Genomic DNA, 21020 nt, shown 5'->3' with positions numbered 1-21020 from the left:
TCCTTTAAAATCACTTAGAAACAAAAATAGGGGCCTTAAGTGGTTGAACAGGCGATGACTGAACTAAGCGAATGTGAAAGGAGCTTTTTAAATGACCAAACCAAGCAAAGAAGTCGAAAAAATAGAGCAATTGTTGGCTGACCCCTGGGCAATCAACATTCAGAAAATTTGGGAGCAAGCAGCCCGTAATCCAGATCCTGATAAGCGCAAGTTGTTTGACGCGTTACACACTTACCTCTTAGAGAAACGCCAAGAGAAAATTATCAACGAAAAGCATTTCGTGATTTAACATGAGTGAGCTAAAGAGATACATCATCGTTGCTGGGATAAACGGCGCTGGTAAAAGCACTTTATATCGCGCGAGACCCGAATTATTTACTTACTCCAAACGATTAAATGCCGATGAAATCCTACAAAAAATGGGTGGCGATTGGCATAAAGATTGTGATAACTTTAGGGCAATGCGCGAAGAAATAAAACAACTCCACGCGGCTTTAGATACCGGGCAGAGTATTCATGTTGAAACAACCTTGTCTGGGCAAGGAAAGGCACAATTAAATTTAATCGATCGGGCTCACCAAAATGGTTTTGAAGTAACACTTTTATATGTGGCTTTAAAAAACGAAAAAGTCGCAATTAATCGGGTTCATAAACGGGTCAAAAAAGGGTGGGCACGGGGTACCAGATGAAGTTGTTAAAAAGCGATAAAATCAATCAAATTAAAATTTAGCAGCAGTTGCATTCAAAGCTGATAACGTCGTGATCTGCGATAATAGCCAAAAATTTGTATCAGTTTACAGAAGAGAGCATGACCAGGTAATTAAAAATAATTTGCGAGATTTTCCTTGAATAAACCCCAAAATCACCTTTGAAGCAGCCGTTCAAAAACAATTAAATTCCTTTGTTAAAAATAATTTAGATTTAAAAATTAGAAATCCCATGAATGATTCAGAAAATAAAAACGATCGGCCTAGTTATTATTAGGTTGATCGTCTTTAAATTTATTCGGTTTATGGGCATTAACATAATTGGCAAATATTTTTAAAAGCTCTTCGGTTTGTTCAACCGAGAGATTATCAGCTTGAAAGTATTTTTCGAGCAAAGCCCCTTTTTGAATTAATCGGCGAGAACGGGCTTTGCGGGCTTGCCGATTTTCGTAGTATTTAGATTGCCGTAATTTAAAATCTTCCCGCTCAATTTTTTGTTTTAAACGCGCTTGTTGCTCAACTAGTTTTTCATATTGATTAGGCATAGTCATTACCACCTAACTATTATCGGTTATTTTGAGCTTGATTTAAAAAGGCGGCAACTTTTTTAGCAATTATTTTAATCTGTGGAGTGGTAAGTGTCCCATAATCCAAATTGGCTGATCTAATGATTTTCTTACCGAGATTTTGTTCAATTTTATTTTTTTCAGCTTTAATCTTTTGATTAAGCTGTTTTAATTTGGCTTCTTGTTTTTCTAAGTTACTTTGAGACATAATGATCCCTCCAATCGTATTAAAAATAATCACCGACACTATATCATACAGAGAACGTTAAGTCAAAGGATGAAAGTTGAAATAGCGAAGCGGAAGTCATACACTAGAAGTAAATTTAGGGGAATCAGCAGACCGAGTGAAACGAGGTCAATGCGCACTTACACGTCATCAAAGATGACGTTGTGCTAAACCCATTAAAACCTGTATTAGAAGTCGCCGATGGCGACAACAAAGTCAAACCCATAGAATCAAAGTGAGAAGGTGACTGATATGGCAATCTTTCATATGAGTTTTAGTAATATTAGTGCCGGTAAAGGACGAAGTGCCATTGCCAGTGCTGCTTATCGAAGCGGTGAAAAATTATTTGATGATCATGAAGGCCGCCACTATTTTTATGCCCGCTCGGTTATGCCAGAAAGCTTTATTTTAACCCCGAAAAATGCACCAGAATGGGCCAGTGATCGAGAGCAGTTGTGGAATGAAGTTGAAAAGAAAGATCGTAAATCAAACTCACGGTATGCAAAAGAGTTTAACGTGGCTTTACCGGTAGAATTAAGTGAATCCGAACAGAAAGAATTACTGACAAAATATGTGCAAGAAAATTTTGTTGATGAGGGCATGGTAGCCGACGTGGCAATTCATCGCGACCACCCAGATAATCCGCACGCTCATGTGATGTTAACCAATCGCCCATTTAACCCCGATGGTACTTGGGGACAGAAAACAAAAACCGAATACATTTTAGATAGTCATGGTAATAAAACTAAGACCCCTGCAGGGAATGTGAGAAACCGAAAAATTTGGTTGGTTGATTGGGATAAAAAAGAAAAAATAACTGAATGGCGGCACAATTGGGCGGTTAGTGTCAATCAAGTTTTAGAGCAAAAAAATATTCCCGATCGGATCAGCGAAAAATCATTTATCAAGGAGGGAATAGATGATACCCCAATGCAACATGAGGGAATCAATAGTAAGCGGCATGAAAGAAAAGAATTTAACCAACAAGTTAAGAACTATCGCAAGGCCAAAGCCAGTTATAAAAACAACCAAGAAAAAGTAATCAATAGAGGTCATTTAGATAGCCTAAGTAAACACTTCTCGTTTAATGAAAAACGGGTAGTTAAAGAGTTAAGCCATGAACTGAAAACTTATATCAGTTTGGAGAACTTAGATGATAAGCGTCGCATGCTATTTAATTGGAAAAACAGCACCTTAATTAAACATGCGGTTGGTGAAGATGTGACTAAACAATCATTGACAATTAACCAACAAGAAAGCTCACTCAAAAAAGCAGATGAACTCTTAAATAAAGTGGTCGATCGCACTACGAAAAAACTTTATCCAGAGCTTGATTTTGAACAGACAACCGCGGCTGAACGACGGGAATTGATTAAAGAAACTAATAGTGAACAAACGATTTTCAAAGGCAGTGTATTAAACGAACGTTTAATGAATATTCGTGATGATTTATTGACCCGACAATTATTGACCTTTACCAAACGGCCCTACGTTGGCTGGAAGTTATTAATGCAACAAGAAAAGGAAGTCAAAATCGAGCTTAAATATACGCTGATGATTCATGATGATAGCTTAGAAAGTCTAGAACACGTTGATCAAGGTCTACTAGAAAAGTATTCACCAACCGAGCAGCAAAAGATTACTCGCGCAGTCAAAGACCTACGGGCAATCATGGCCGTTAAGCAAGTCATTAAAACGCAATACCATGAAGTATTGAAAAGGGCCTTTCCCAAAGGCGATTTAGATGGATTGCCATTGATTAAACAGGAACAAGCCTATACAGCCGTGATGTACTATGATCCTGTTTTAAAGCCATGTCAGGCTGAAACAATTGAACAGTGGCAAGCAAATCCACCACAGGTGTTCAGTCCCCAAGAACATCAACAAGGACTAGCTTATTTATCGGGACAGCTTAGCTTAGATCAGTTAGAAAATCATCACTTACAACGGGTTTTAAAGCATGATGGCACTAAACAACTCTTTTTTGGCGAATGCAAAACCGATCCGACGATTAAGAACAGTCAGATCGAGAAAATCCAAAAGCAGTTAAAAGGGCAACAAGCCAAGGACGACCAGTATAGAAAAGTAAATATTGGACATTATCAACCGCTAAATTACAAGCCAGTTAGTCCAAGCTACTACTTAAAGACGGCCTTTAGTAACGTAATCATGACCGCCCTATATGCCCGTGATGAAGATTACCAACGGCAAAAACAAGAACGCGGCTTAAAAGAGACCGAGTGGGAAATGACGAAAAAGCAGCGGCAACATCAAACTAGAAACCGGCATGAAGATGGGGGCATGCACTTGTAATCACAAAATTAGCGACTGGTTAATTGGTATGAATGGTAGCCCATAATGTATTTTATACTGATAAAAATTTGGTACGTAGAGCGTGCTCGATTAGTTACCTATAGCTGCCAGCCTTGTGTATGGTCTATCAAAGAGACCAGGCAATCAAAAACTTTAAGCCGGAACCCTATTTTGAACTAAATGCTGAAATTCTTGCTAATCAGCAAAAATTCGTCGCAAAATTAGACCCCTATCAGCGATTTAAAGACGAAACAGGGCTAATGACATTCATGCAAGCTAAACACGTTCAGAAAGGCTCACAGGCTGGTTTAATCAAGGACATTCAAAACCAGGCTAAAAAGCGTGCTAGTCCCCAACTATTCTCACTATCCAGTCTCCAGAGTGCCATGAATAAACGTTATCACGCCAGCGCCAGCCAAACCTTAGCGGCTATTCAAAGCTTATATGAAGCCAAGTTGTTGAGTTATCCCCGAACGGATTGTGCTTATATCACTGATGAAGAATTTGACTATTTAGTGGCTAATCTGCCGAAGTATCTGGGTTTAGTCTCTAAGCAAGTCGCTTTAACCAATACCACCCCGAATAAACGTTACGTCAATGGGAAAAAGGTTGAAGAACACTATGCCATTATCATGACTAAAGTCGTCTCGACTAAAGAGAAACTGGCCAGCTTGCCTAAATTACAGCAACAAGTCTATGACTTGGTTTTAAGAACGACGTTAGCGATGTTTGCTGATCCGTACGAGTACGAGGAAACCACCATTATTACCCAAGTTGGTGACGCCAATTTTAAAGCAACCGGTAAGGTCCCAACTAAGCAAGGTTGGCAAGCATTATTTGATGATCACAAAACCGACCAGCAAGAGGCAGCCACCCTACCGATCGTTCACCAAGGCGACCAAGTTCAAGCGAATCTGCAAACGCCGCAAAAAGAAACGACACCACCGGTACCCTTTACCGAAGGTACCCTGATTACGGCCATGAAGACCGCTGGCAAAACGCTTGATGATGAAGTAGCCCAGGCGATTCTCAAAGATGTGCAAGGCATTGGGACAAGTGCGACCCGGGCCAATGTGCTGGAAGTGTTAAAGAAACGCGGCTACTTAGTTACTGAAAAGAATAAGTTGCACGTCAGTGAAGCCGGAATCACTTTATGTAAAGCGGTTGAACTCGAACCCTTGCTAACTAGTCCAGAAATGACAGCTAAATGGGAGCAAGCGTTACAGCAAATCAGTACCGAAGAACGCACTCCGGATAATTTTTTGAGCCAAATCAAGAAGTTTGTGGCGAAGTTAATCGCTGATGTTCCCACACAATTAACCGGCAATGCAGCCATTAAGCAACAAATCAATCACCAACAGCAAGCACAAAAGTCCGACGAGGTCTTCTTAGAAACACCGCAAGCGACCGTTTTAAATAAACAGAAGTTTTACATTGTAAAGCCTAAGCAAGGCGAAGACTTTACCCTGCCCAAGAAATGGAGCAGTAAGACCCTCGGTAAGACCGCAATTAAAGCGTTGGTCACCAAAGGGAAAACCAGAAAATTAAAGGGTTTCAAGAGCAAAAAGGGAAAGTCGTTTGACGCCAAGCTAAAACTTGACGGTCATAAATTAAGTTTTGATTTTGATTAGAACCTGCCTACCGCCCTGCACTACGTTCCGGTTGGTGAACCCGTCATTTAGGTTCACTTTTACAACCCTAAAAGTAAACCCAAACAACGGGTGAGATTAGCAAAGCAAAGGAGATCATGAAATGGATAACGAATTAACAGTCATTGGGAGTGAATTACCGGTTTTGCAGACTAAAGGAGCCTACAAGTATTTAAAAGAAGTTACTGGAAATGGAGCTTACTATCAAGTGGCTTGGCAAAAATTAGCCGATGGCTACGTTGCCCTTTATGGCACGACCCCGATTCAAATAAGATCATTGCCAACATTGAATGATATTTTTGAAGATGAGGAGGGGTAACTTATGCCAAATAAAGCAGATGTTAAGGCTTGGAAAGCACAATTAGTCGCCCAGGCTGAACAGCAAATCCTAAAATTAACTGATAGTGACCAATTTAAAAAGTATCTCAATACCCTGGCTAAATTCCATCGTTATAGCGCCAGAAACATTGATTTAATTTATGCGCAAAATCCTCAAGCCACTCGAGTCGCCGGTTTTAAGCAATGGCAGAAGGCTTTTAACCGCACCGTCAACCGGGGCGCAAAAGCGATTCGGATTGCGGCTCCGATCATTAAGAAGCTAACACCAGCCGAGCAGAAGCATCTTGATACCACCGATGAGCGCGCCATTGTCGGTTATCGCTATCTACCCGTCTTTGATGTGGCACAAACTAGCGGTGAACCAGTGTTAAGTGCTAAAGACTTTGTCAAAGAAAATTTGGCCGATCATCAGAATGTGACAAGCTTATATAACGCGTTCAAAGATTATTTAAACCAGCAAACCGACCTTAAAGTCAGTGAAGTGCCTTTAGCGACGCTAAATGGGGCTAAGGGGTATTTTCAACCCAGCACTAATGAAATCGTCATTGGTGGCGATGAGCCCGACAATGCTTTGAAACTAAAGACGTTATATCACGAATATGCGCATAGCCAGCTACACGGATTAAAATCAGCCTTTAAAGATCGGCCACGAGCTTATCAGGAAACCCAAGCCGAAGCGGTTGCATATGTTGCCATGCAAAATATTGGGGTTGATACGGGCAATTACTCCCTCGGTTATGTAGCTACCTGGGCCAAAGATAAAGCTGTGATCCATAGTGCTTTAAGTGAGATCCAGCAAGTGAGCAACAAAGTGATTGAGCTTAGCGACGGGTTAACCAAACAATTAGGCTTACAAGAAGCCCCAAAAGAGCCTGAGCATGATCTAAAAAAGCTATCAGCCCAGGATCTTAATAAGTCCTACCAAGGATTGCAACAACAAGTTCAGCAAGCAAGGAACCCACAACAAAAATCAGAACTAAAAAATAAACTAAATGATATACACCATGAAATCAGTAATCGAACACAAAAACAGCTACAAGCATTTGCTGAACAGAATCCGGAAATCAAACAACCCGAATCCAAACTTGATCAAAGTTTAAAACGTTAGCCAGTTTTTAAAGGGCATGCTATAATGTAATAGAAAAAGGAAGCCCTGCTGAAGACAGGACTTCCCATGCAAGCCGCTTCAAAGGCGGTGGCGAAGTTAATAAGACAGCATTAAGCTACCCTGTAACCTACCAAAGTTACGCAGGGCGGCTTTTTTATTTGTGGTGCTTGTCGATATAGCTGAGTAGCGCGATTAAAAACGTGCCAAACAGCAACATCAACGAGAGTGTCTGGAAGACGCTCATTGACTGTGAAACCTTCCTGAAGATTATTCCATGTTCCCATGGGCCTCACCTCGCAAGGGAAAAGACAACCACCGCCCTTAAAACTTCCTGCGTAATCCATTATACAGGTGAATTAAGTGTTGACCAAGCACAATAAAAATTAAGTCATGGGGTTTCATAGGATCCTAAATTTGATCAAATTAAGAATCAGCAAAACATCTTTTGTAGATACCCCTTTTTAAGTTCTTGGAGTTTTTCAAGCTTACGCTGATGAAGAGTGATAGTCTTGTCGAGTTGCTTGAAGAAAATTCCTATTTTAGACTGTTCGTTTATTTGCGGAACTAATATACCCCATTTTTTAACTTCTGACATTGGAACTAAATTAGTGATGGCTGATCCGGGATTAGTACTAGTTAATTTTTTTTGCATAAAATCAGCTCTTATAAACTGAAGAAAGTATTCAGAATCTGTTATTCGGTTATCAATTCTAAATCTGATTAACGCTTGATTAAATACACCTTTATCAATACCATGAGGAACTCTAGAAATTCTACCTATTGTTCCAGCACCACTCATAATAAAATCTTCAGGTTTTAACTCAAACTTTTTTAATTCTTCAAATTTATCTTTAGTGATGTTGTATCTAGTTTCATATTTATTGTATATTGCATTTTGTTGCTCATACACAACGTAATCACTTTGAGAGACAAAGCATTCTTTTTTTAACGCACTTCCAAATGGGCCTCTTCGAATACCATCGTTTTCATCTAATAAATATTCAAACTTACGCTGTTCCCAAGCGTCAGCAAACCCTGCAAATCGCAATTCAGGAACTTTTGCACCATTTTTAGGAAACAGTTTCTGCAAATAGCCCTGTTTAAGTTCCTTAAGCTTAGCTAACTTACGCTGATGAAGAGTGATGAGGTGGTCAAGATTATCGAAAAACTTACCAATTTGAACTTGTTCAGGTAATGTTGGAACTTTAAAATTAATCTTCATCATGACATCGGCGTTTAATTTAGCACGTCCACCGCCGACTAAATATGGTTCTATGTTGGTATGTTTCAAAGCGTTCGTCAAAAATTTGTTGTCCACTCTTTCTTCTTTAGCTTGAAGAACGTGGGCATGATTGTTGACCCAAACCTTACCATCAACATATTGAACAGGGTAGTTTTGTAAATCATTCGCACCGTCTTCTGCGACCAAAACAAATTCACCATTATGAGTAAAACCTTCAACATAGTCCTGAATACCATTTGCACCGTAATAAGGTGTTTCCCCAGCTACACGTTCGGATGCTGTAATTGGAACTCGAAGATTATCATAGCGGTCTGCTAGTTCCGAAACCTTACGCTGTTCCCAAGGATCAGTGAAACCTTTAAATCTTAATTGCGGATATTTAGCTTGGTTATCTTTCATTGTGAGCCTCCGGTTTTGACTGATCATTAACCTGGGTGGTCACTAACTGGCTAGCTAATTCATTAAAGGCTTGTTCATTCTGACTGATTTCCTCGTCCAGTTGCTTCAGATCAGCTTTAACTTGGTCCAGATCAATCTCGGGTTCCGGTTCAAACGTATCAACGTAGCGCGGAATATTTAAGTTGTAGTCATTCTCCTTGATTTCTGCCGGTGAGGCCACGTGGGCATATTTATCGACATCTTGCCGGTTTTGATAAGTCGTCACAATTTTTTTGATATTGGCTGCCGTTAGCTTATTTTGATTCTTGTCCTTTTCAAATTCCCGGGACGCATCAATAAATAAGACGTTATCAGTGGTTTTATGTTTCTTTAAAATCATGATCAACGTTGGAATACTGGTGGAATGAAAAATGTTGGCGGGTAGTCCAATAATGGTATCAATCCGGTTATCTAACAGGAGCTTTTGGCGAATCTTGCCTTCTTTAGCCCCCCGAAATAGCACGCCATGGGGTAAGACAATGCCCATAGTTCCGTGCTCTTGTAAATGATAAAATCCGTGTAGCAGAAAGGCAAAATCGGCTTTAGATTTAGGCGGTAAGACGCCGTAGTCGCGGAATCGAGGGTCTGACAAGCGTTTGTCGCTGTTATCCCAGTGCGCCGAGTAGGGCGGGTTCATAACGACCGCATCAAATAAGTAAGGTTCGTCAACCGGCCAATCTTTACTTAACGTGTCGCCATTGCGTAAATGCATATCGTCATACGAGACCCCATGTAACATTAAATTCATTCGGGCCAGGTTATAGGTCGTGGTGTTCAATTCTTGGCCGTGATAACTCACTAAATTGGGGTCTTGCACGTGCTGTCCGACATTTAATAGCAGTGAACCGGAACCAACCGCTGGATCATAAATAGTTCGAACTTGTTTGTCACCTGCATTGCGCTGATAAGTCACAATCTGGGCAATAATGTCGGACACCTGCCGTGGAGTATAAAATTCACCCGCCTTCTTACCAGAATCACTGGCAAATTGCGCGATTAAGTATTCATAGGCGTCACCTAAGACGTCGCCTTGATGATGGATAAGATCAATCGCATTTAAAGCTAACATGGTATCACTGATAGTTTGATTCCGTTGTTGTAAAGAACTGCCTAATTTATTACTACTTAAATCCACATCGGCAAACAAGCCCGAAAAGTCTTGCGCTGAAGACAGATTTTGCGTCGACTGTTCCAGATCATGAAGTGCCTGGGATAAATCATCTAACGCAAAAGTATGGGCTTGAATCTTGCCAATCAGGGTGGCGTACAACGCCTGTGGTTGAATTAAATAGCCGAGCGTGTTTTGCAAATACTCCACTAAACTGGGCTGCACTGAGACGCCTTCCAACTCAAACTGCGGATCCATATACTGAGCATATTTCCGGGTGACATTTTCGGTTTCGCCTGCCCAATCACTAAAGGTCGTTAAGGCTTTCTCAGATAGAAACCGATAAAAAATTAACCCCAATAAATAATTTTTATATTCAGAAGCGTCCATTTTCCCGCGTAAGACATCGGCCGCATTCCATAGGGCGCTTTCAAGTTGACTAGCTTGCATTGTTTTTTTTGACATTGTTTAACCTCACTTATTTTTGTAGATAAATTGCTAAATCGTGTTCAATAAACTGCCGCCAAGCGGCCTGGGACTTAATCCGGTATAGTGGCAAAATAGCTGGAATCTTCGGCCCAGTGGCAGTTTGAGCTTGTAAGGCCGCTGCTAAATTCGCTGACTGCGTTAATTCTTGTTCATGATGCCATTCATCGGTACCCACGGTGTGTTCACGCGCCACCCGCAATAGGGCTGTTTGATCTAAGCCCCACGTATGGGCAAAGGTCGTCGTTTTTTTGACCAATTGTTTCTGGGCGTAATCAGCCACCAACTCCCGAGCATTCAACGCTACTGGCGCTTTATTTGGGGTGCTCTGTTGCTGAGACTGTTGCGTTTGTTGCTCAATATAGGGCATGGCTTCGCGAATTAATTGAGCCTGTTGCGGTTGCGTTTCCGCTAATTTATTCAAACTAGCCTGTACTTTGGCACTATTTTGCAGATAATCCGTCATATGCGCTTGGGCTTGATCAGGTGTCGTGTACTGTTGCTGTTCATCAATCCAATCTTGAATTAATTGCGTCAAATAATCATAATCCACCAAGACGACTGAACCAACGGCTAAGGAAAAGTCTAAAGCGGCCAACTCTTCGGGGACTTTCTCAGGCTCTTGGTTAGTAACCGCCGCTTTAATCCGCAGATATTTACCCGTATAGGATTCTACTTCGGGCTGAGCGATACCAAAAGCTTTTTCACTATTTTTCCAAGTGAAATCGTTGTACATCGATAGTGAGTTCAATTGTTGATTCACTTGGCGAAAGGCTTTCACAAACTGCACCTTGGCAGTGGTTCCTTTCAGGTCATCGGCCGCCGTCGGCGTTGGGGCAATGGCTTTTAAGTCCACCACAGCCTTTTGAAATTTTAAGACGGCCTGCTGATAAGTCGGACGAATGATGACATTAAAAGAGCCTTCGCCACTATATAACTTGTAAGCTTCACGTTCATTAGCTTCCATGATTGCCGGTACCCGAAAGGTCACAATTTGGCCTTCTTGTTTTAATTCCCGGTTTTGGAGCCGGTTGGTGCGTGAGTAGGCTTGAATAAGTTCTTGATAAGCTAAGGTGCGGTCAACAAAGAGCGTGTTTAGCCGAGGGGCATCAAAACCTGTTAATAAACGGCGTACGACAATCACTAAATTTATTTCTTGATCCGTTTGTAAATGAGCAAAGACCGCCTCACGCCGGGCGGCCCGTTTCGCGACATCTTCGTTGTAGAGATTCAAATCAGTTAAATCAAAATTAGTGTGATACTGCTGATTATAATCTTTTAAAATGGTGGCCATTTGGTCATGTTTTTGCGCACTCTGATCTTCGTTTTCACTTAATGAATAAGTAATCGCAATTCGGGGCCAATCAGGATCTAGCTGATTGTGAGTGGCCCTTTTAGCGGCCTTAAAGGCTTGATAATAGCGTTGCGCCATTTCAATGGAACTGGTGGTCAAAATCGCATTATAGTTGCCATGACCCAAACTCGTTTTACGCGGGCCTTTTTGTAAAATATATTGAACAACTTGATTAATATGCTCATCAGTCTCAAAGTCAGCCGGAGTTAAATACGTTTCTTCCAAGTCCTTGACTGACATCGCTTGAATCTTGGCTTGAATTTTTGCTTCATCAGCTGTACTCAGCAGGCGGCCTTGCTTATCGCGACGTGCTTTGACGCGCTGGGTTTCTTTCTCGAGGGCCCGGGTTATTAACGTATCTTTGCCAATTGTTGTTACATGTTCGACGTTAAACGGTAACACGGCTTGGTCCTCTAAGGCATCTCGCAAGTTATAAACGTGACAGACTTTACCAAATAGCTCCTCCGTCGTAACTGCTAGATCACCTTTGAGCTGTTTCTTATTTTCATTAAAAATGGGGGTGCCAGTGTAACCATACCAGTTACTATTGATAAACGCTGCGCGAATTTCCTTTTGCATCTTACCAAATTGCGACCGGTGGGCTTCGTCAACAAAGAAGATCACCCGTTGCTTTAAAGTCTTACTAAAGCGGGATTGCTTACCGGTTACCAGCTGGGCTTGCGTTTTTTTGACCGCCCGATGGAGTTTTTGAATCGAGGTGACCAAGACTTTCCCGTCATTTTGTTGCAACTTACGCATTAAATCTCCGGTATTTTGCGCTTCTTTAATGGCAATATCGTCATTGGCAGCATAGGCACTAAAGTTGCTGGTTGTCTGTTCGTCTAAATCCCGCCGGTCAACTAAGAAGATGACCTTATCGACACCGGGATCTTGCGCCGCTAATTTAGCGGTTTTATATGAGGTGAGTGTTTTACCAGAACCCGTGGTATGCCAAACAAAGCCATCTTGATGGTCATGAATCCGGTGCATCACGGCTTCAATCGCATAAATCTGATAAGGCCGTAAGAGAATTAAGCTCTGACGTTCTTGGTCGATGACCGTATATTCACTGACCATTTTGTGGGCCATGGGAATATTAAGGACTTGGCGCGTAAACGCTAAGCCGTTTTCCACGGGGTGATTATCCCGCGTTCGCCAATTGAACAAAAAGGCTTTATTGAAATGATCCGGTTCGGCATTCGCAAAATACGCCGTACTATCCGGCGTCATAATCACAAACATTTGCAACAGCGAGTAAATTCCCGTATATTTACCTTCCTGCGCGTATTTTTCAATTTGATTAAAAGCCTGGTTAAGTTCGACCGTGGCTTTTTTTAGTTCCAATTGAATTAAGGGTAACCCATTAATCAATAGGGTTACGTCAAAACGGCGATCAGGATCGACATCTTGAGTACCAGCTAACCGTGGTCGCACTGCTTGCCGGACTACTTCATAACTAGATTTACCGCCAGCAACGTCCGCTTTCCAAAACAACTCAAGCGTCACCGTGCCCAGCTTAGCATCATCACGTTCAACTTCCACTTTGCCAATGCCATTTTCGGCGGCTAGTAATTTAGCCGCTTCGTAAGGTGTTCGGACTTCAATCGCCCGTTTAACTTGATTAAATTCGGTATCAGTTAGGGGGTATCCCTGCAATTTAGCATAGTTATTGTTATTTAATTTATCACGAAAATTAGCCCATAATTGATCCGGCGTCGCACCATATAGGTCTTTTCGTTCCACCCATTGATTGCTTCCAGTCGTTAAGGTTTTAACAACTTCTTTTTCAAATGACAGTTCCAACATAAAAACATTCCTTCCCCCACCTTTAAATTACTCACTAGTTTATTATACGCGAACCGCTTGGCGTTTAGGCTTCATAATTTAATATAGCTGGGATAGAATAAAGCTGAAAAAGATAAACAACTAAAAAATAGAAAACTAATATTGAGCTAACCATTAAATTCGAAACCTCTGTTCCAATAAATTTAATATGAACCTCATAATGTAAATTAAAAAAATATATCGCAATGTTCTTGCTTGCAGTATGTCTCGCTCTTATCTGAATAAGATGACATTCAATCTTATCAACAATATAACTAATATAACAAAAGCAAATTAAAACATTCACGAAACAGAATTTGAAAATAACACCAGAGAAAAAATATTTTCAAGCTACTAGAAATTTCAACTATTTATCATGACTTTTTTATTTTTTAGCTCAAAAATGATTGACAGATGTCTCGAAATTGTGTACATTAATCACAATAAAAATTTCGGAGGTGTCATGATGAGTCAATCAATGTTTAATGCGATTAATTGTTGCTGTCGAGCAACGCGTTTTTGGCGATGTTCGGCCTGTTAGCATTGACGTTTTTTGGGAAATCATGACCTAAAAAGAGTTCAATGTCCACTTGGCTGGAGTTGAACTAAGGGCGCGAAAATTCTGGATTTCAGAATTTCGCGCCCTTTTTCTATCTATTGCGGCCATTTCCCCTAGCATCCCGCCAGCTAAACACTGCTCCAAATGATTAGAAAGGATCTTATTTATGCTTATTCATTCCATTTCAGAACTGATCGGTCATACGCCACTGATTGATCTGCAAATCAACATTCCAAATCACAGTCACATTTACGCCAAACTGGAGATGTTTAATCCAGGAGGCAGCATCAAAGACCGCCTGGGCCAATACATGATTCAAGATGCGATTAATCGTGGTCAGGTAACTGAAGGTGTAACAACAATTATCGAACCTACTGCCGGCAATACCGGAATTGGGGTTGCCCTTGCCGCTCAACAACACCATTTGCCAACCATTCTGGTCGTACCGGAAAAGTTCAGTTTTGAAAAACAACAATTGATGAAAGCCTTAGGGGCAAAATTAATCAACACCCCCAGTGATCAGGGCATCAAGGGCGCCATTGAAAAAGCAGAAGCGCTTCACGATCAAACTCCTAACAGTTTCGTTCCAATGCAATTCAAAAATCCGGCCAACCCTGATACTTATTATCACACTCTGGCACCAGAGTTGCTTGACGACCTCAATGACCCAATTGACGCCTTTGTTGCCGGTGCGGGCAGTGGTGGGACATTTGCAGGCGTCGCTCGTTACTTAAAGGAGCAGAATCCGGCGACTCAAACCATCGTTGTGGAACCTGAAGGCTCAATTCTAAATGGTGGGCCTGCCCATCCCCATCGGACTGAAGGCATCGGTGTTGAATTTGTCCCACCATTTTTTAAAGATGTTCAAATCGACAAAACGTTAACAATTGCCGATGCCGACGCCTTTCATCAAGTTAAGGAGCTTGCCAAGAAGCAGGGATTATTCATTGGCAGTTCAAGCGGGGCTGCTTTGGCTGCCAGCTTAAAGGTTGCCAAGGCACTTCCCGAGAATAGTACCATTGTCACAATTTTTCCAGATAGCAGTGAACGTTACATGAGTGAAAATATTTATGATTAAAAATAAAGTGAGGTTATTAAAATGGAATTTGATACAAAATTAATTCATGGTGGTATTAGCGAAGATAAAGCAACCGGAGCAGTTTCGGTGCCGATTTATATGGCATCAACTTTTCATCAGCAAAAAATCGGTGAAAATCAATATGAGTATTCTCGTTCTGGAAACCCAACTCGAGAAGCAGTTGAAAAACTAATTGCCGAGTTGGAAGGCGGCACAGCCGGGTTTGCATTTGCTTCCGGTTCAGCTGCAATCGACACAGTCTTCTCAATGTTCTCCGCCGGCGACCATTTCGTCATTGGCAATGATGTCTACGGTGGTACCTTCCGATTGATTGACGCCGTTTTAAAACGCTTTGGCATGACCTTTACCGTGGTTGACACCCGTGACCTGGCCGCTGTTGAAGAAGCGATTACGCCAAATACCAAAGCAATTTACTTGGAAACGCCAACCAACCCGCTTTTACGAGTAACCGATATTGCAGCGGTTGCCAAGATTGCCAAATCGCACCAAATTTTAAGCATTATCGACAACACTTTCTCCTCGCCTTACGTTCAGCAACCGCTGGAACAGGGAGTGGATATTGTTCTTCACAGTGCTTCCAAGTATCTTGGTGGTCACAGCGACGTCATTGCCGGGCTGGTCGTCACTAAAGATGATCAATTGGCCGAAAAAATTGGTTACCTTCAAAATGCCATTGGTGGTATTTTGGCCCCTCAGGAAAGTTGGCTATTGCAACGTGGGATTAAAACGTTGTCTCTTCGAATGCGTGCTCATTTGGCCAATGCCGAAGCCGTCTTCAATTATCTATCAAACCAGCCACTTGTCAGCAAAATTTACTACCCTGGCGATCCGAACAACCCTGATTACGAAGTCGCCAAAAAACAAATGCACGGCTTTGGCGCAATGATTTCCTTTGAATTACAGGACGGACTGGATCCAAAACAATTTGTTGAACAACTGCACGTTATCACATTGGCCGAGAGTTTGGGTGCACTGGAAAGCTTGATCGAAATTCCGGCCTTGATGACCCACGGCTCAATTCCACGTGACATTCGGTTGAAAAACGGCATCAAAGACGAGTTAATTCGCCTTTCAGTCGGCGTTGAAGATCAAAAGGATTTGTTAGCCGATTTGGAACGCGGCTTCAATGAGCTTAAGAGGAGCGAGAAAAATGTTTCAGACAGCAAGGTCCATTCTCAAGCGTGATCCGGCAGCCCACAGTCTTTTAGAAGTTCTCTTAACCTACCCGGGGATTCGGGCCCTGTTTTGGTATCGAATCGCTCACTTTATGGCTTTTCATCGACTTTATACAATTGCCGGGTTCCTAAGTCAACATGCCGCCAAAGTAACCGGGATTTCAATTTCGCCGGAAGCCAAAATCGGTAAGCGCGTTTTTATCGATCACGGGATTGGCGTTGTGATCGGTGCCACTGCCGTGATTGAAGATGACGTCACTATCCTGCATGGCGTGACGCTGGGTGCCAGGAGGGCCGTTGAAGGTCGGCGACATCCCTATGTAAAAAAGGGTGCATTCATTGGTGCCAACGCCCAATTGCTTGGCACCATTACGATCGGCGCCTTTAGTAAAGTTGGCGCAGGGGCAATTGTCCTGAATAACGTGGCCGATAAAACCACAGTGGTCGGCAACCCTGCCCGAACCGTTAACAAGTTACCCGCTAAAGTCATTAACGTGACCTTCACGACAAACACGTCAACCACTAAAAATTAATAACTTACGAAAAACACCTTGATGAAAAGAGTTGCCAGTTGGCAAAAATATCATCAAGGTGTTTTTCGTATTTAACTATTGTGTCGAAAATAATTAGGGTCCGTCTGAAAACTTTATTTCAGGCGAATCAGAATCGCCTGAAATAAAGTTTTCAGACGGACCCTAATAAACACATCAAATTAAGCTCAATTGGCGTTAAAAGCCAATTTTTTCTCGATTAAGATCGAATAATCATGAATGTAACATGGTAATTGCGTTACATTCATGAGATTTCTGCTATCTTAAAAGTTAAGGAGGACTATTAAATTGCAATTTGCTAATGTGTTACGAAAAAGAAGAAAAGAACTGCACTTAACCCAACAACAATTGGCTGATAAATTACATGTGACACGTCAAACGCTATCACGCTGGGAAAACAATTTAAGTTATCCAAATTTAGACACATTAGTAAATCTAAGTGAATTTTTAGCTGTTCCTCTAGATATTTTACTTAAAGGTGATGGAAATTTGATGGTTAACAAAATTAGTCAGGACGTACGAGACAAAGACAAGTATAAACGCTATTTGATGATTGTTTCAGCGATCTTTATTCTTATATTTTTATGGTTAAGTGTATTAGGATACGGACGTGCTAGCCAAAATGAATGGATTGATCGTTTCAATCCTTTTTTAAGAGTTCAATATGGTTATGCGGTACTACCTAACCAGGTTCCAGAGAAGAGAGAAAAGACAACTATCATTGATAGTGATGGTAAAAATAAACATGTTGCTGCTGTTAAAACCCCGCAGCAAGTTGATGCGTTTGTAGCTGATGATCCTTTTGGGAGTGGTAGTTGGCTAAAGTTTTATACCGGACAATATAGTTCTAAACAGCGTTGGGCACTTGTTGCTCATAAAGGCTCCTATGTTTCAAATGTTCGTCTAGTCTCTCGTGCGCAAATTCCTCTAATGATGCGTGAACAAACTGGGAATCATTATGTAGCTTACGATGCTCATGCAGAAAGACGGATTACTAAACGATATCTGTGGTGGCCGTTCAATTAAAAAAATTAGTATTGATTAGTCACATTCTATATATGAAGTGTTAGGTTATTAGGGTATCGACTCATTACCGGTGTAAGACGAAGCCTAGCAAATAAAGTGTTAAGAAAAATACGGAGAGCTAGAACTTTATAGCTTCTCCGTATTTTTAAAGGACACATTGCGAATTTCTAGTAGTGGGATAAACCGATCAGCGTCAATCACAATATCATTGGCATTGTAGCCATGGATCAAGGTGGTGATATCTGGCAAATGACGGTTGTTTTGGTCAACCGTTTTTAATTGAATGGTCACTGGTTGCTGACGCTGATATGCGTCTGCCAGTAGTTGGGTTATCTCTGCTAAGGATTGTTGCGGTCGCGGAACATAGACTTCATTCAATTGCTGCTTCTGTTGGTTTAAAGCAGCAGTATGATCGGATAAATAGAATCCCTGCCATTTCATCATGCCCCGGTCATGGTAATCATGTTCAAAAAAATGCTTAACCGTGGCTAAATCAAATTCTTGATTATTCAAGGGGCACCCGCTTTCGTTGAATCAGCTTTTGGCTTGCAGGCCACCGTTCCCCAGTAAAGCCGACAAATTCGATCGTTAGCTTTATATCTTGTCGTAATGCTTTTAGTAATTTTTCTAAACCAGCTAAATCATAGTGAGCTAATTTATGTAAGGGAACAGATTGCAAGCGCTCATTAGCCCGTTGACTGTTAAAAAACAGATTATAGGTCTGATCGTAGGTGTCATTAGTCAACATTAACCAATAGCGGGTTTGGGGACGCCGCTTAAACAATAAGGTTAACCGCCCCTTAATAATCTCTATATCGCTATTCATAGCTATTGCCTCCATTATGTCCGCCCACTAGTGAAGCCCGCTTGATAGCGGTGCCTCCCTTTAATAAACTGGTCGCGTAAACTAGTTTGGTGAACCCAAATTGCCGGTGAATTTCATCAATCACTTGGTTTAACCGGCTACGGCGAATTTGGTTGTGCGGGGTTTCAAATAAATTAAGTTGTTGGCAGGAATTGGCACTTAGTTTACTGCTATAAACACCAATATTCCGGACAGCTTGACCGTCCCAATTCTGACGGAATAACCACAATAATTGTTGTGTCAAAACTTGATTGTCATTAGTTGGTTCCATTTTTAAAGCCTGGTTAAAACCACCGCGACCATCTGCTTCAGCTGCGGCATAGGAAAACCCAATGCTTAGCGATAGACAACCGGCCAGTTTATGATGGTGCCGGAGACGAGCCGCCACCTGTTCCCCAATTTCTTTAATGACCGTTTCGATTTCGGCTTGGTTAAAATAGTCCCGTGGTAGCACTTGTGAATTACCCAGGCTAGCTGCTTTAACCTTAATTGGTTCCGTGACTTTTACGCGATCAATTCCCCAGGCCGTAGCAAATAATTGGCTACCAATGATTCCAAGCTGTTGTTTGAGTAAATAAGGGTTGGTGTGGGCTAGCTCATACATATTGTGAATTTGAAGCCGGTTCAAACGTTTAGCCATACGGGGGCCAATCCCCCAAACGTCCGTTAATTCAGTAATTGACCAAATTTTATCCGGCACAGTTTCGTAATGGATTTCACCGATCAATTCATGATTATGTTTAGCATAAAGGTCTAAGGCTAATTTAGCTTGCACCGGATTGTCACCAATTCCCACGGTGGTATACAAGCCTAACTTTTGCCGAACTGTCTTTTGAATCAAGCGCGCCACTTCGCGAACAGAATTGCCAAACAGCCGCCAAGTATGGGTCATATCAAGAATGCTTTCATCAATCGAATACGGCCAAACCTCCTGTTCAGTGGTAAATTGATGAAAGATCTGATTGATCTGCAAATTACGTTGAATATAAAGGTTCATGCGCGGTGGCACGACCCACAACCTGGGGTCATTGGGTAAGTCACGTTTACGGGAGACGTTGGCTTTAAGATGAAATAAGTGCTTAGCTTCAGGTGACGTGGCTAAAATGAGCCCGCCATTGGTATTTTCAGCTTCACTAAGGACCACTAATGGGACTTTTAAGGGATTTAGCCCCCGGGCAACGGCTTCGCAACTAGCATAAAAGGACTTGTTATCGATTAAGAAGAACACGCCATGCGGTTCATCATCAAAAAACATTTAGATCACTTCCGTTAGCTTTTACCTGTATTGTAGCACAAAAGCAAACGTGTGTTCCCTCAAACTGCTAGAAAGCTGATTAAAAATAGTCGAAAGTCAGTTATAGTCATGCTATAATGAACACAGAAAAAGGAAGCCCCGCTAGAACAGGACTTCCCATGTAGAACCGTTTAAGACGGTGGCAAAGTTTAATATTAGATTAAATAATCCGTTAGCCCTGCCAAAAGCTAAGACGGATTATTTTTTTTGCTGACTTTTGATCAGCTCAACAATTAATGCGATTAAGGCTACGATAAACGTACCAAAAGCCAGCATTAATTGTAAAGCGTCCGAAACGGACACTTAGGCTACTCCTTTCGTTAGGATTTATGGGCTTTAAAGTTTTAACACCATAAGCACCACCTCCGATTGGAAATAGCCACCGCCTTAACTTCTCTACAAGGAACCATTATACAGAGATATAATTCTTTTAGAAACATATTTTTAAATCAGTAGTGTACTTCATCTTAACTGAGGTTATGCTGATAACATAGAATGTTCGATTGATTTTGCTAATGTTATTGGGGGGGGATTAGTTTTGGAAATTAAGTCTGTTAAACAAGTAGATCAAGTCTTAAAGGAACTGCTTGCTGTGTATTGTAATTCGAACAGATATAGTGCTTTCATTGACGGTCAAGGAAATGCGGCCAGATTGTACTTTAGGGGACAAAGCAAAGACTATGAAAATAGCAACAATATAGCCAGTTTGCTTAGAAACAATGATGAAGACAATGAACTAGATCATATAAAAAAATTCCCAAGTAACATTTACTCACAGGGAATTACCTCTAATCTTCAGAAACTGATATGTATGCAACACTACGGTTTGCATACAAGATTGTTAGACGTTACGTCTTGTCTTTTTGTGGCCTTATATTTTGCCACGTGTAGTGATTCGTCTGATCCCGGAGTTATTTACTGTTTTCCCAATTTCTTAGTACCCGCTGATTATCAAGAAAAAGGCATTGTCCCCCAAGAAACACAACGTGACGACCAATTGGAAAATACTTCTTTAGAAGCTGTCCAAGATCTATGATTTTTGATATACTTCTATGTAAAAAGCGAGTTTAAGCTATGAAAAATTATCCCA

General features: G+C 41.4%; 20 protein-coding genes and 1 pseudogene. 11 read left to right on the top strand and 10 right to left on the bottom strand.

The window, feature by feature from the left end; genetic code table 11:
* Positions 1-91: 91 nt before the first annotated feature.
* Together KTE19_RS05965 and KTE19_RS05960 are read left to right on the top strand one after the other, a co-directional pair.
* The gene (locus KTE19_RS05965; RefSeq protein WP_109249221.1) at positions 92-289 is read left to right on the top strand and encodes a hypothetical protein; all 198 of its coding nucleotides are present in this window, start codon (positions 92-94) and stop codon (positions 287-289) included.
* A gap of 1 nt (position 290) precedes the next feature.
* Positions 291-984: pseudogene (locus KTE19_RS05960) on the top strand (ATPase).
* Here the strand turns inward: KTE19_RS05960 and KTE19_RS05955 are convergent.
* Both KTE19_RS05955 and KTE19_RS05950 read right to left on the bottom strand, forming a co-directional pair.
* Positions 971-1252 (bottom strand): hypothetical protein, encoded by a 282-nt coding sequence (locus KTE19_RS05955; RefSeq protein WP_076661664.1) that lies wholly within the window; start codon positions 1250-1252, stop codon positions 971-973. The pseudogene KTE19_RS05960 and the gene KTE19_RS05955 sit on opposite strands and share 14 nt — an antisense overlap.
* A 19-nt stretch (positions 1253-1271) precedes the next feature.
* The gene (locus KTE19_RS05950; RefSeq protein ID WP_217341840.1) at positions 1272-1481 is read right to left on the bottom strand and encodes a hypothetical protein; all 210 of its coding nucleotides are present in this window, start codon (positions 1479-1481) and stop codon (positions 1272-1274) included.
* Positions 1482-1751: 270 nt separating this feature from the next.
* Here KTE19_RS05950 and mobQ point away from each other — a divergent pair, with 270 nt between their 5' ends.
* The 4 genes from mobQ (at position 1752) to KTE19_RS05930 (ending at position 6908) form a co-directional block, all read left to right on the top strand.
* On the top strand, positions 1752-3812 hold the full coding sequence (gene mobQ, locus KTE19_RS05945) for a MobQ family relaxase (RefSeq protein WP_217341839.1): 2061 nt from the start codon (positions 1752-1754) through the stop codon (positions 3810-3812).
* 119 nt (positions 3813-3931) lie between these two features.
* Positions 3932-5443: a type IA DNA topoisomerase gene (locus KTE19_RS05940; RefSeq protein WP_217341838.1), complete on the top strand. Its 1512-nt coding sequence runs from the start codon at positions 3932-3934 to the stop codon at positions 5441-5443.
* Between the two features lie 121 nt (positions 5444-5564).
* Positions 5565-5780, top strand: a complete 216-nt coding sequence (locus KTE19_RS05935) for a hypothetical protein (protein WP_217341837.1) — start codon at positions 5565-5567, stop codon at positions 5778-5780.
* A gap of 3 nt (positions 5781-5783) precedes the next feature.
* Positions 5784-6908 carry an ArdC-like ssDNA-binding domain-containing protein gene (locus KTE19_RS05930; protein WP_217341836.1) on the top strand — a complete coding sequence of 375 codons (1125 nt, stop codon included), beginning with the start codon at positions 5784-5786 and terminating at the stop codon, positions 6906-6908.
* 154 nt (positions 6909-7062) lie between these two features.
* Here the strand turns inward: KTE19_RS05930 and KTE19_RS14240 are convergent, their stop codons facing one another.
* The 4 genes from KTE19_RS14240 to KTE19_RS05910 form a co-directional block, all read right to left on the bottom strand.
* Positions 7063-7125, bottom strand: coding sequence for a putative holin-like toxin (locus KTE19_RS14240; protein ID WP_222843308.1), 63 nt, complete (start codon positions 7123-7125; stop codon positions 7063-7065).
* Positions 7126-7338: 213 nt separating this feature from the next.
* Positions 7339-8550, bottom strand: coding sequence for a restriction endonuclease subunit S (locus tag KTE19_RS05920; protein ID WP_217341835.1), 1212 nt, complete (start codon positions 8548-8550; stop codon positions 7339-7341).
* Positions 8540-10162 (bottom strand): type I restriction-modification system subunit M, encoded by a 1623-nt coding sequence (locus tag KTE19_RS05915; protein WP_217341834.1) that lies wholly within the window; start codon positions 10160-10162, stop codon positions 8540-8542. Before KTE19_RS05915 ends, KTE19_RS05920 begins: the two co-directional genes overlap by 11 nt.
* 13 nt (positions 10163-10175) lie before the next feature.
* On the bottom strand, positions 10176-13343 hold the full coding sequence (locus tag KTE19_RS05910) for a type I restriction endonuclease subunit R (protein WP_217341833.1): 3168 nt from the start codon (positions 13341-13343) through the stop codon (positions 10176-10178).
* Between the two features lie 743 nt (positions 13344-14086).
* On the opposite strand from KTE19_RS05910, the gene KTE19_RS05905 reads away from it, so the two are divergent.
* The 4 genes from KTE19_RS05905 to KTE19_RS05890 all read left to right on the top strand — a co-directional run bounded on the left by KTE19_RS05905 (position 14087) and on the right by KTE19_RS05890 (position 17771).
* A complete protein-coding gene (locus KTE19_RS05905) occupies positions 14087-14998 on the top strand; it encodes a PLP-dependent cysteine synthase family protein (protein ID WP_012807380.1) in 912 nt (303 codons plus the stop codon).
* Between the two features lie 21 nt (positions 14999-15019).
* Complete coding sequence (locus tag KTE19_RS05900) at positions 15020-16204, top strand: trans-sulfuration enzyme family protein (RefSeq protein ID WP_217341832.1); 1185 nt, start codon at positions 15020-15022, stop codon at positions 16202-16204.
* Entirely contained in the window at positions 16170-16727 is a 558-nt protein-coding gene (gene epsC, locus KTE19_RS05895; RefSeq protein WP_003586333.1) for a serine O-acetyltransferase EpsC, read from the top strand. Before KTE19_RS05900 ends, epsC begins: the two co-directional genes overlap by 35 nt.
* 306 nt (positions 16728-17033) lie before the next feature.
* On the top strand, positions 17034-17771 hold the full coding sequence (locus KTE19_RS05890; RefSeq protein WP_217341831.1) for a helix-turn-helix domain-containing protein: 738 nt from the start codon (positions 17034-17036) through the stop codon (positions 17769-17771).
* A 126-nt stretch (positions 17772-17897) separates the two neighbouring features.
* On the opposite strand, the gene KTE19_RS05885 is transcribed toward KTE19_RS05890, so the two are convergent.
* From KTE19_RS05885 to KTE19_RS05870, 4 genes are all read right to left on the bottom strand, one after another.
* Complete coding sequence (locus KTE19_RS05885; protein WP_217341830.1) at positions 17898-18284, bottom strand: hypothetical protein; 387 nt, start codon at positions 18282-18284, stop codon at positions 17898-17900.
* Positions 18277-18597 (bottom strand): hypothetical protein, encoded by a 321-nt coding sequence (locus KTE19_RS05880; RefSeq protein WP_020090488.1) that lies wholly within the window; start codon positions 18595-18597, stop codon positions 18277-18279. The genes KTE19_RS05885 and KTE19_RS05880 overlap by 8 nt, the downstream gene beginning before the upstream one ends.
* Complete coding sequence (locus KTE19_RS05875) at positions 18590-19891, bottom strand: Y-family DNA polymerase (protein ID WP_217341829.1); 1302 nt, start codon at positions 19889-19891, stop codon at positions 18590-18592. The genes KTE19_RS05880 and KTE19_RS05875 overlap by 8 nt, the downstream gene beginning before the upstream one ends.
* Positions 19892-20128: 237 nt before the next feature.
* Positions 20129-20206 carry a putative holin-like toxin gene (locus tag KTE19_RS05870; protein WP_076661461.1) on the bottom strand — a complete coding sequence of 26 codons (78 nt, stop codon included), beginning with the start codon at positions 20204-20206 and terminating at the stop codon, positions 20129-20131.
* A 262-nt stretch (positions 20207-20468) separates the two neighbouring features.
* Between KTE19_RS05870 and KTE19_RS05865 the strand changes: the two genes are divergently transcribed.
* Positions 20469-20966 carry an FRG domain-containing protein gene (locus tag KTE19_RS05865; RefSeq protein WP_217341828.1) on the top strand — a complete coding sequence of 166 codons (498 nt, stop codon included), beginning with the start codon at positions 20469-20471 and terminating at the stop codon, positions 20964-20966.
* The last annotated feature ends 54 nt before the right edge of the window (positions 20967-21020 follow it).

The organism is Lentilactobacillus dabitei (genome assembly GCF_019061365.1).
Lineage (GTDB): Bacteria > Bacillota > Bacilli > Lactobacillales > Lactobacillaceae > Lentilactobacillus > Lentilactobacillus dabitei.
The sequence above is the reverse complement of the archived record's forward strand: the minus strand, read 5'-3'. Positions and strand labels throughout refer to the sequence as shown.

Bases quoted from the DNA above. Each gene is read 5' to 3' on its own strand.
- epsC (WP_003586333.1), top strand. From the start codon at position 16,170: ATGTTTCAGACAGCAAGGTCCATTCTCAAGCGTGATCCGGCAGCCCAC.
- KTE19_RS05935 (WP_217341837.1), top strand. From the start codon at position 5,565: ATGGATAACGAATTAACAGTCATTGGGAGTGAATTACCGGTTTTGCAG.
- mobQ (WP_217341839.1), top strand. From the start codon at position 1,752: ATGGCAATCTTTCATATGAGTTTTAGTAATATTAGTGCCGGTAAAGGA.
- KTE19_RS05910 (WP_217341833.1), bottom strand. From the start codon at position 13,343: ATGTTGGAACTGTCATTTGAAAAAGAAGTTGTTAAAACCTTAACGACT.
- KTE19_RS05930 (WP_217341836.1), top strand. From the start codon at position 5,784: ATGCCAAATAAAGCAGATGTTAAGGCTTGGAAAGCACAATTAGTCGCC.
- KTE19_RS05915 (WP_217341834.1), bottom strand. From the start codon at position 10,162: ATGTCAAAAAAAACAATGCAAGCTAGTCAACTTGAAAGCGCCCTATGG.
- KTE19_RS05965 (WP_109249221.1), top strand. From the start codon at position 92: ATGACCAAACCAAGCAAAGAAGTCGAAAAAATAGAGCAATTGTTGGCT.
- KTE19_RS05880 (WP_020090488.1), bottom strand. From the start codon at position 18,597: ATGAATAGCGATATAGAGATTATTAAGGGGCGGTTAACCTTATTGTTT.
- KTE19_RS05900 (WP_217341832.1), top strand. From the start codon at position 15,020: ATGGAATTTGATACAAAATTAATTCATGGTGGTATTAGCGAAGATAAA.
- KTE19_RS05950 (WP_217341840.1), bottom strand. From the start codon at position 1,481: ATGTCTCAAAGTAACTTAGAAAAACAAGAAGCCAAATTAAAACAGCTT.
- KTE19_RS05955 (WP_076661664.1), bottom strand. From the start codon at position 1,252: ATGCCTAATCAATATGAAAAACTAGTTGAGCAACAAGCGCGTTTAAAA.
- KTE19_RS05940 (WP_217341838.1), top strand. From the start codon at position 3,932: ATGGTCTATCAAAGAGACCAGGCAATCAAAAACTTTAAGCCGGAACCC.
- KTE19_RS05905 (WP_012807380.1), top strand. From the start codon at position 14,087: ATGCTTATTCATTCCATTTCAGAACTGATCGGTCATACGCCACTGATT.
- KTE19_RS05870 (WP_076661461.1), bottom strand. From the start codon at position 20,206: ATGCTGGCTTTTGGTACGTTTATCGTAGCCTTAATCGCATTAATTGTT.
- KTE19_RS05920 (WP_217341835.1), bottom strand. From the start codon at position 8,550: ATGAAAGATAACCAAGCTAAATATCCGCAATTAAGATTTAAAGGTTTC.
- KTE19_RS05875 (WP_217341829.1), bottom strand. From the start codon at position 19,891: ATGTTTTTTGATGATGAACCGCATGGCGTGTTCTTCTTAATCGATAAC.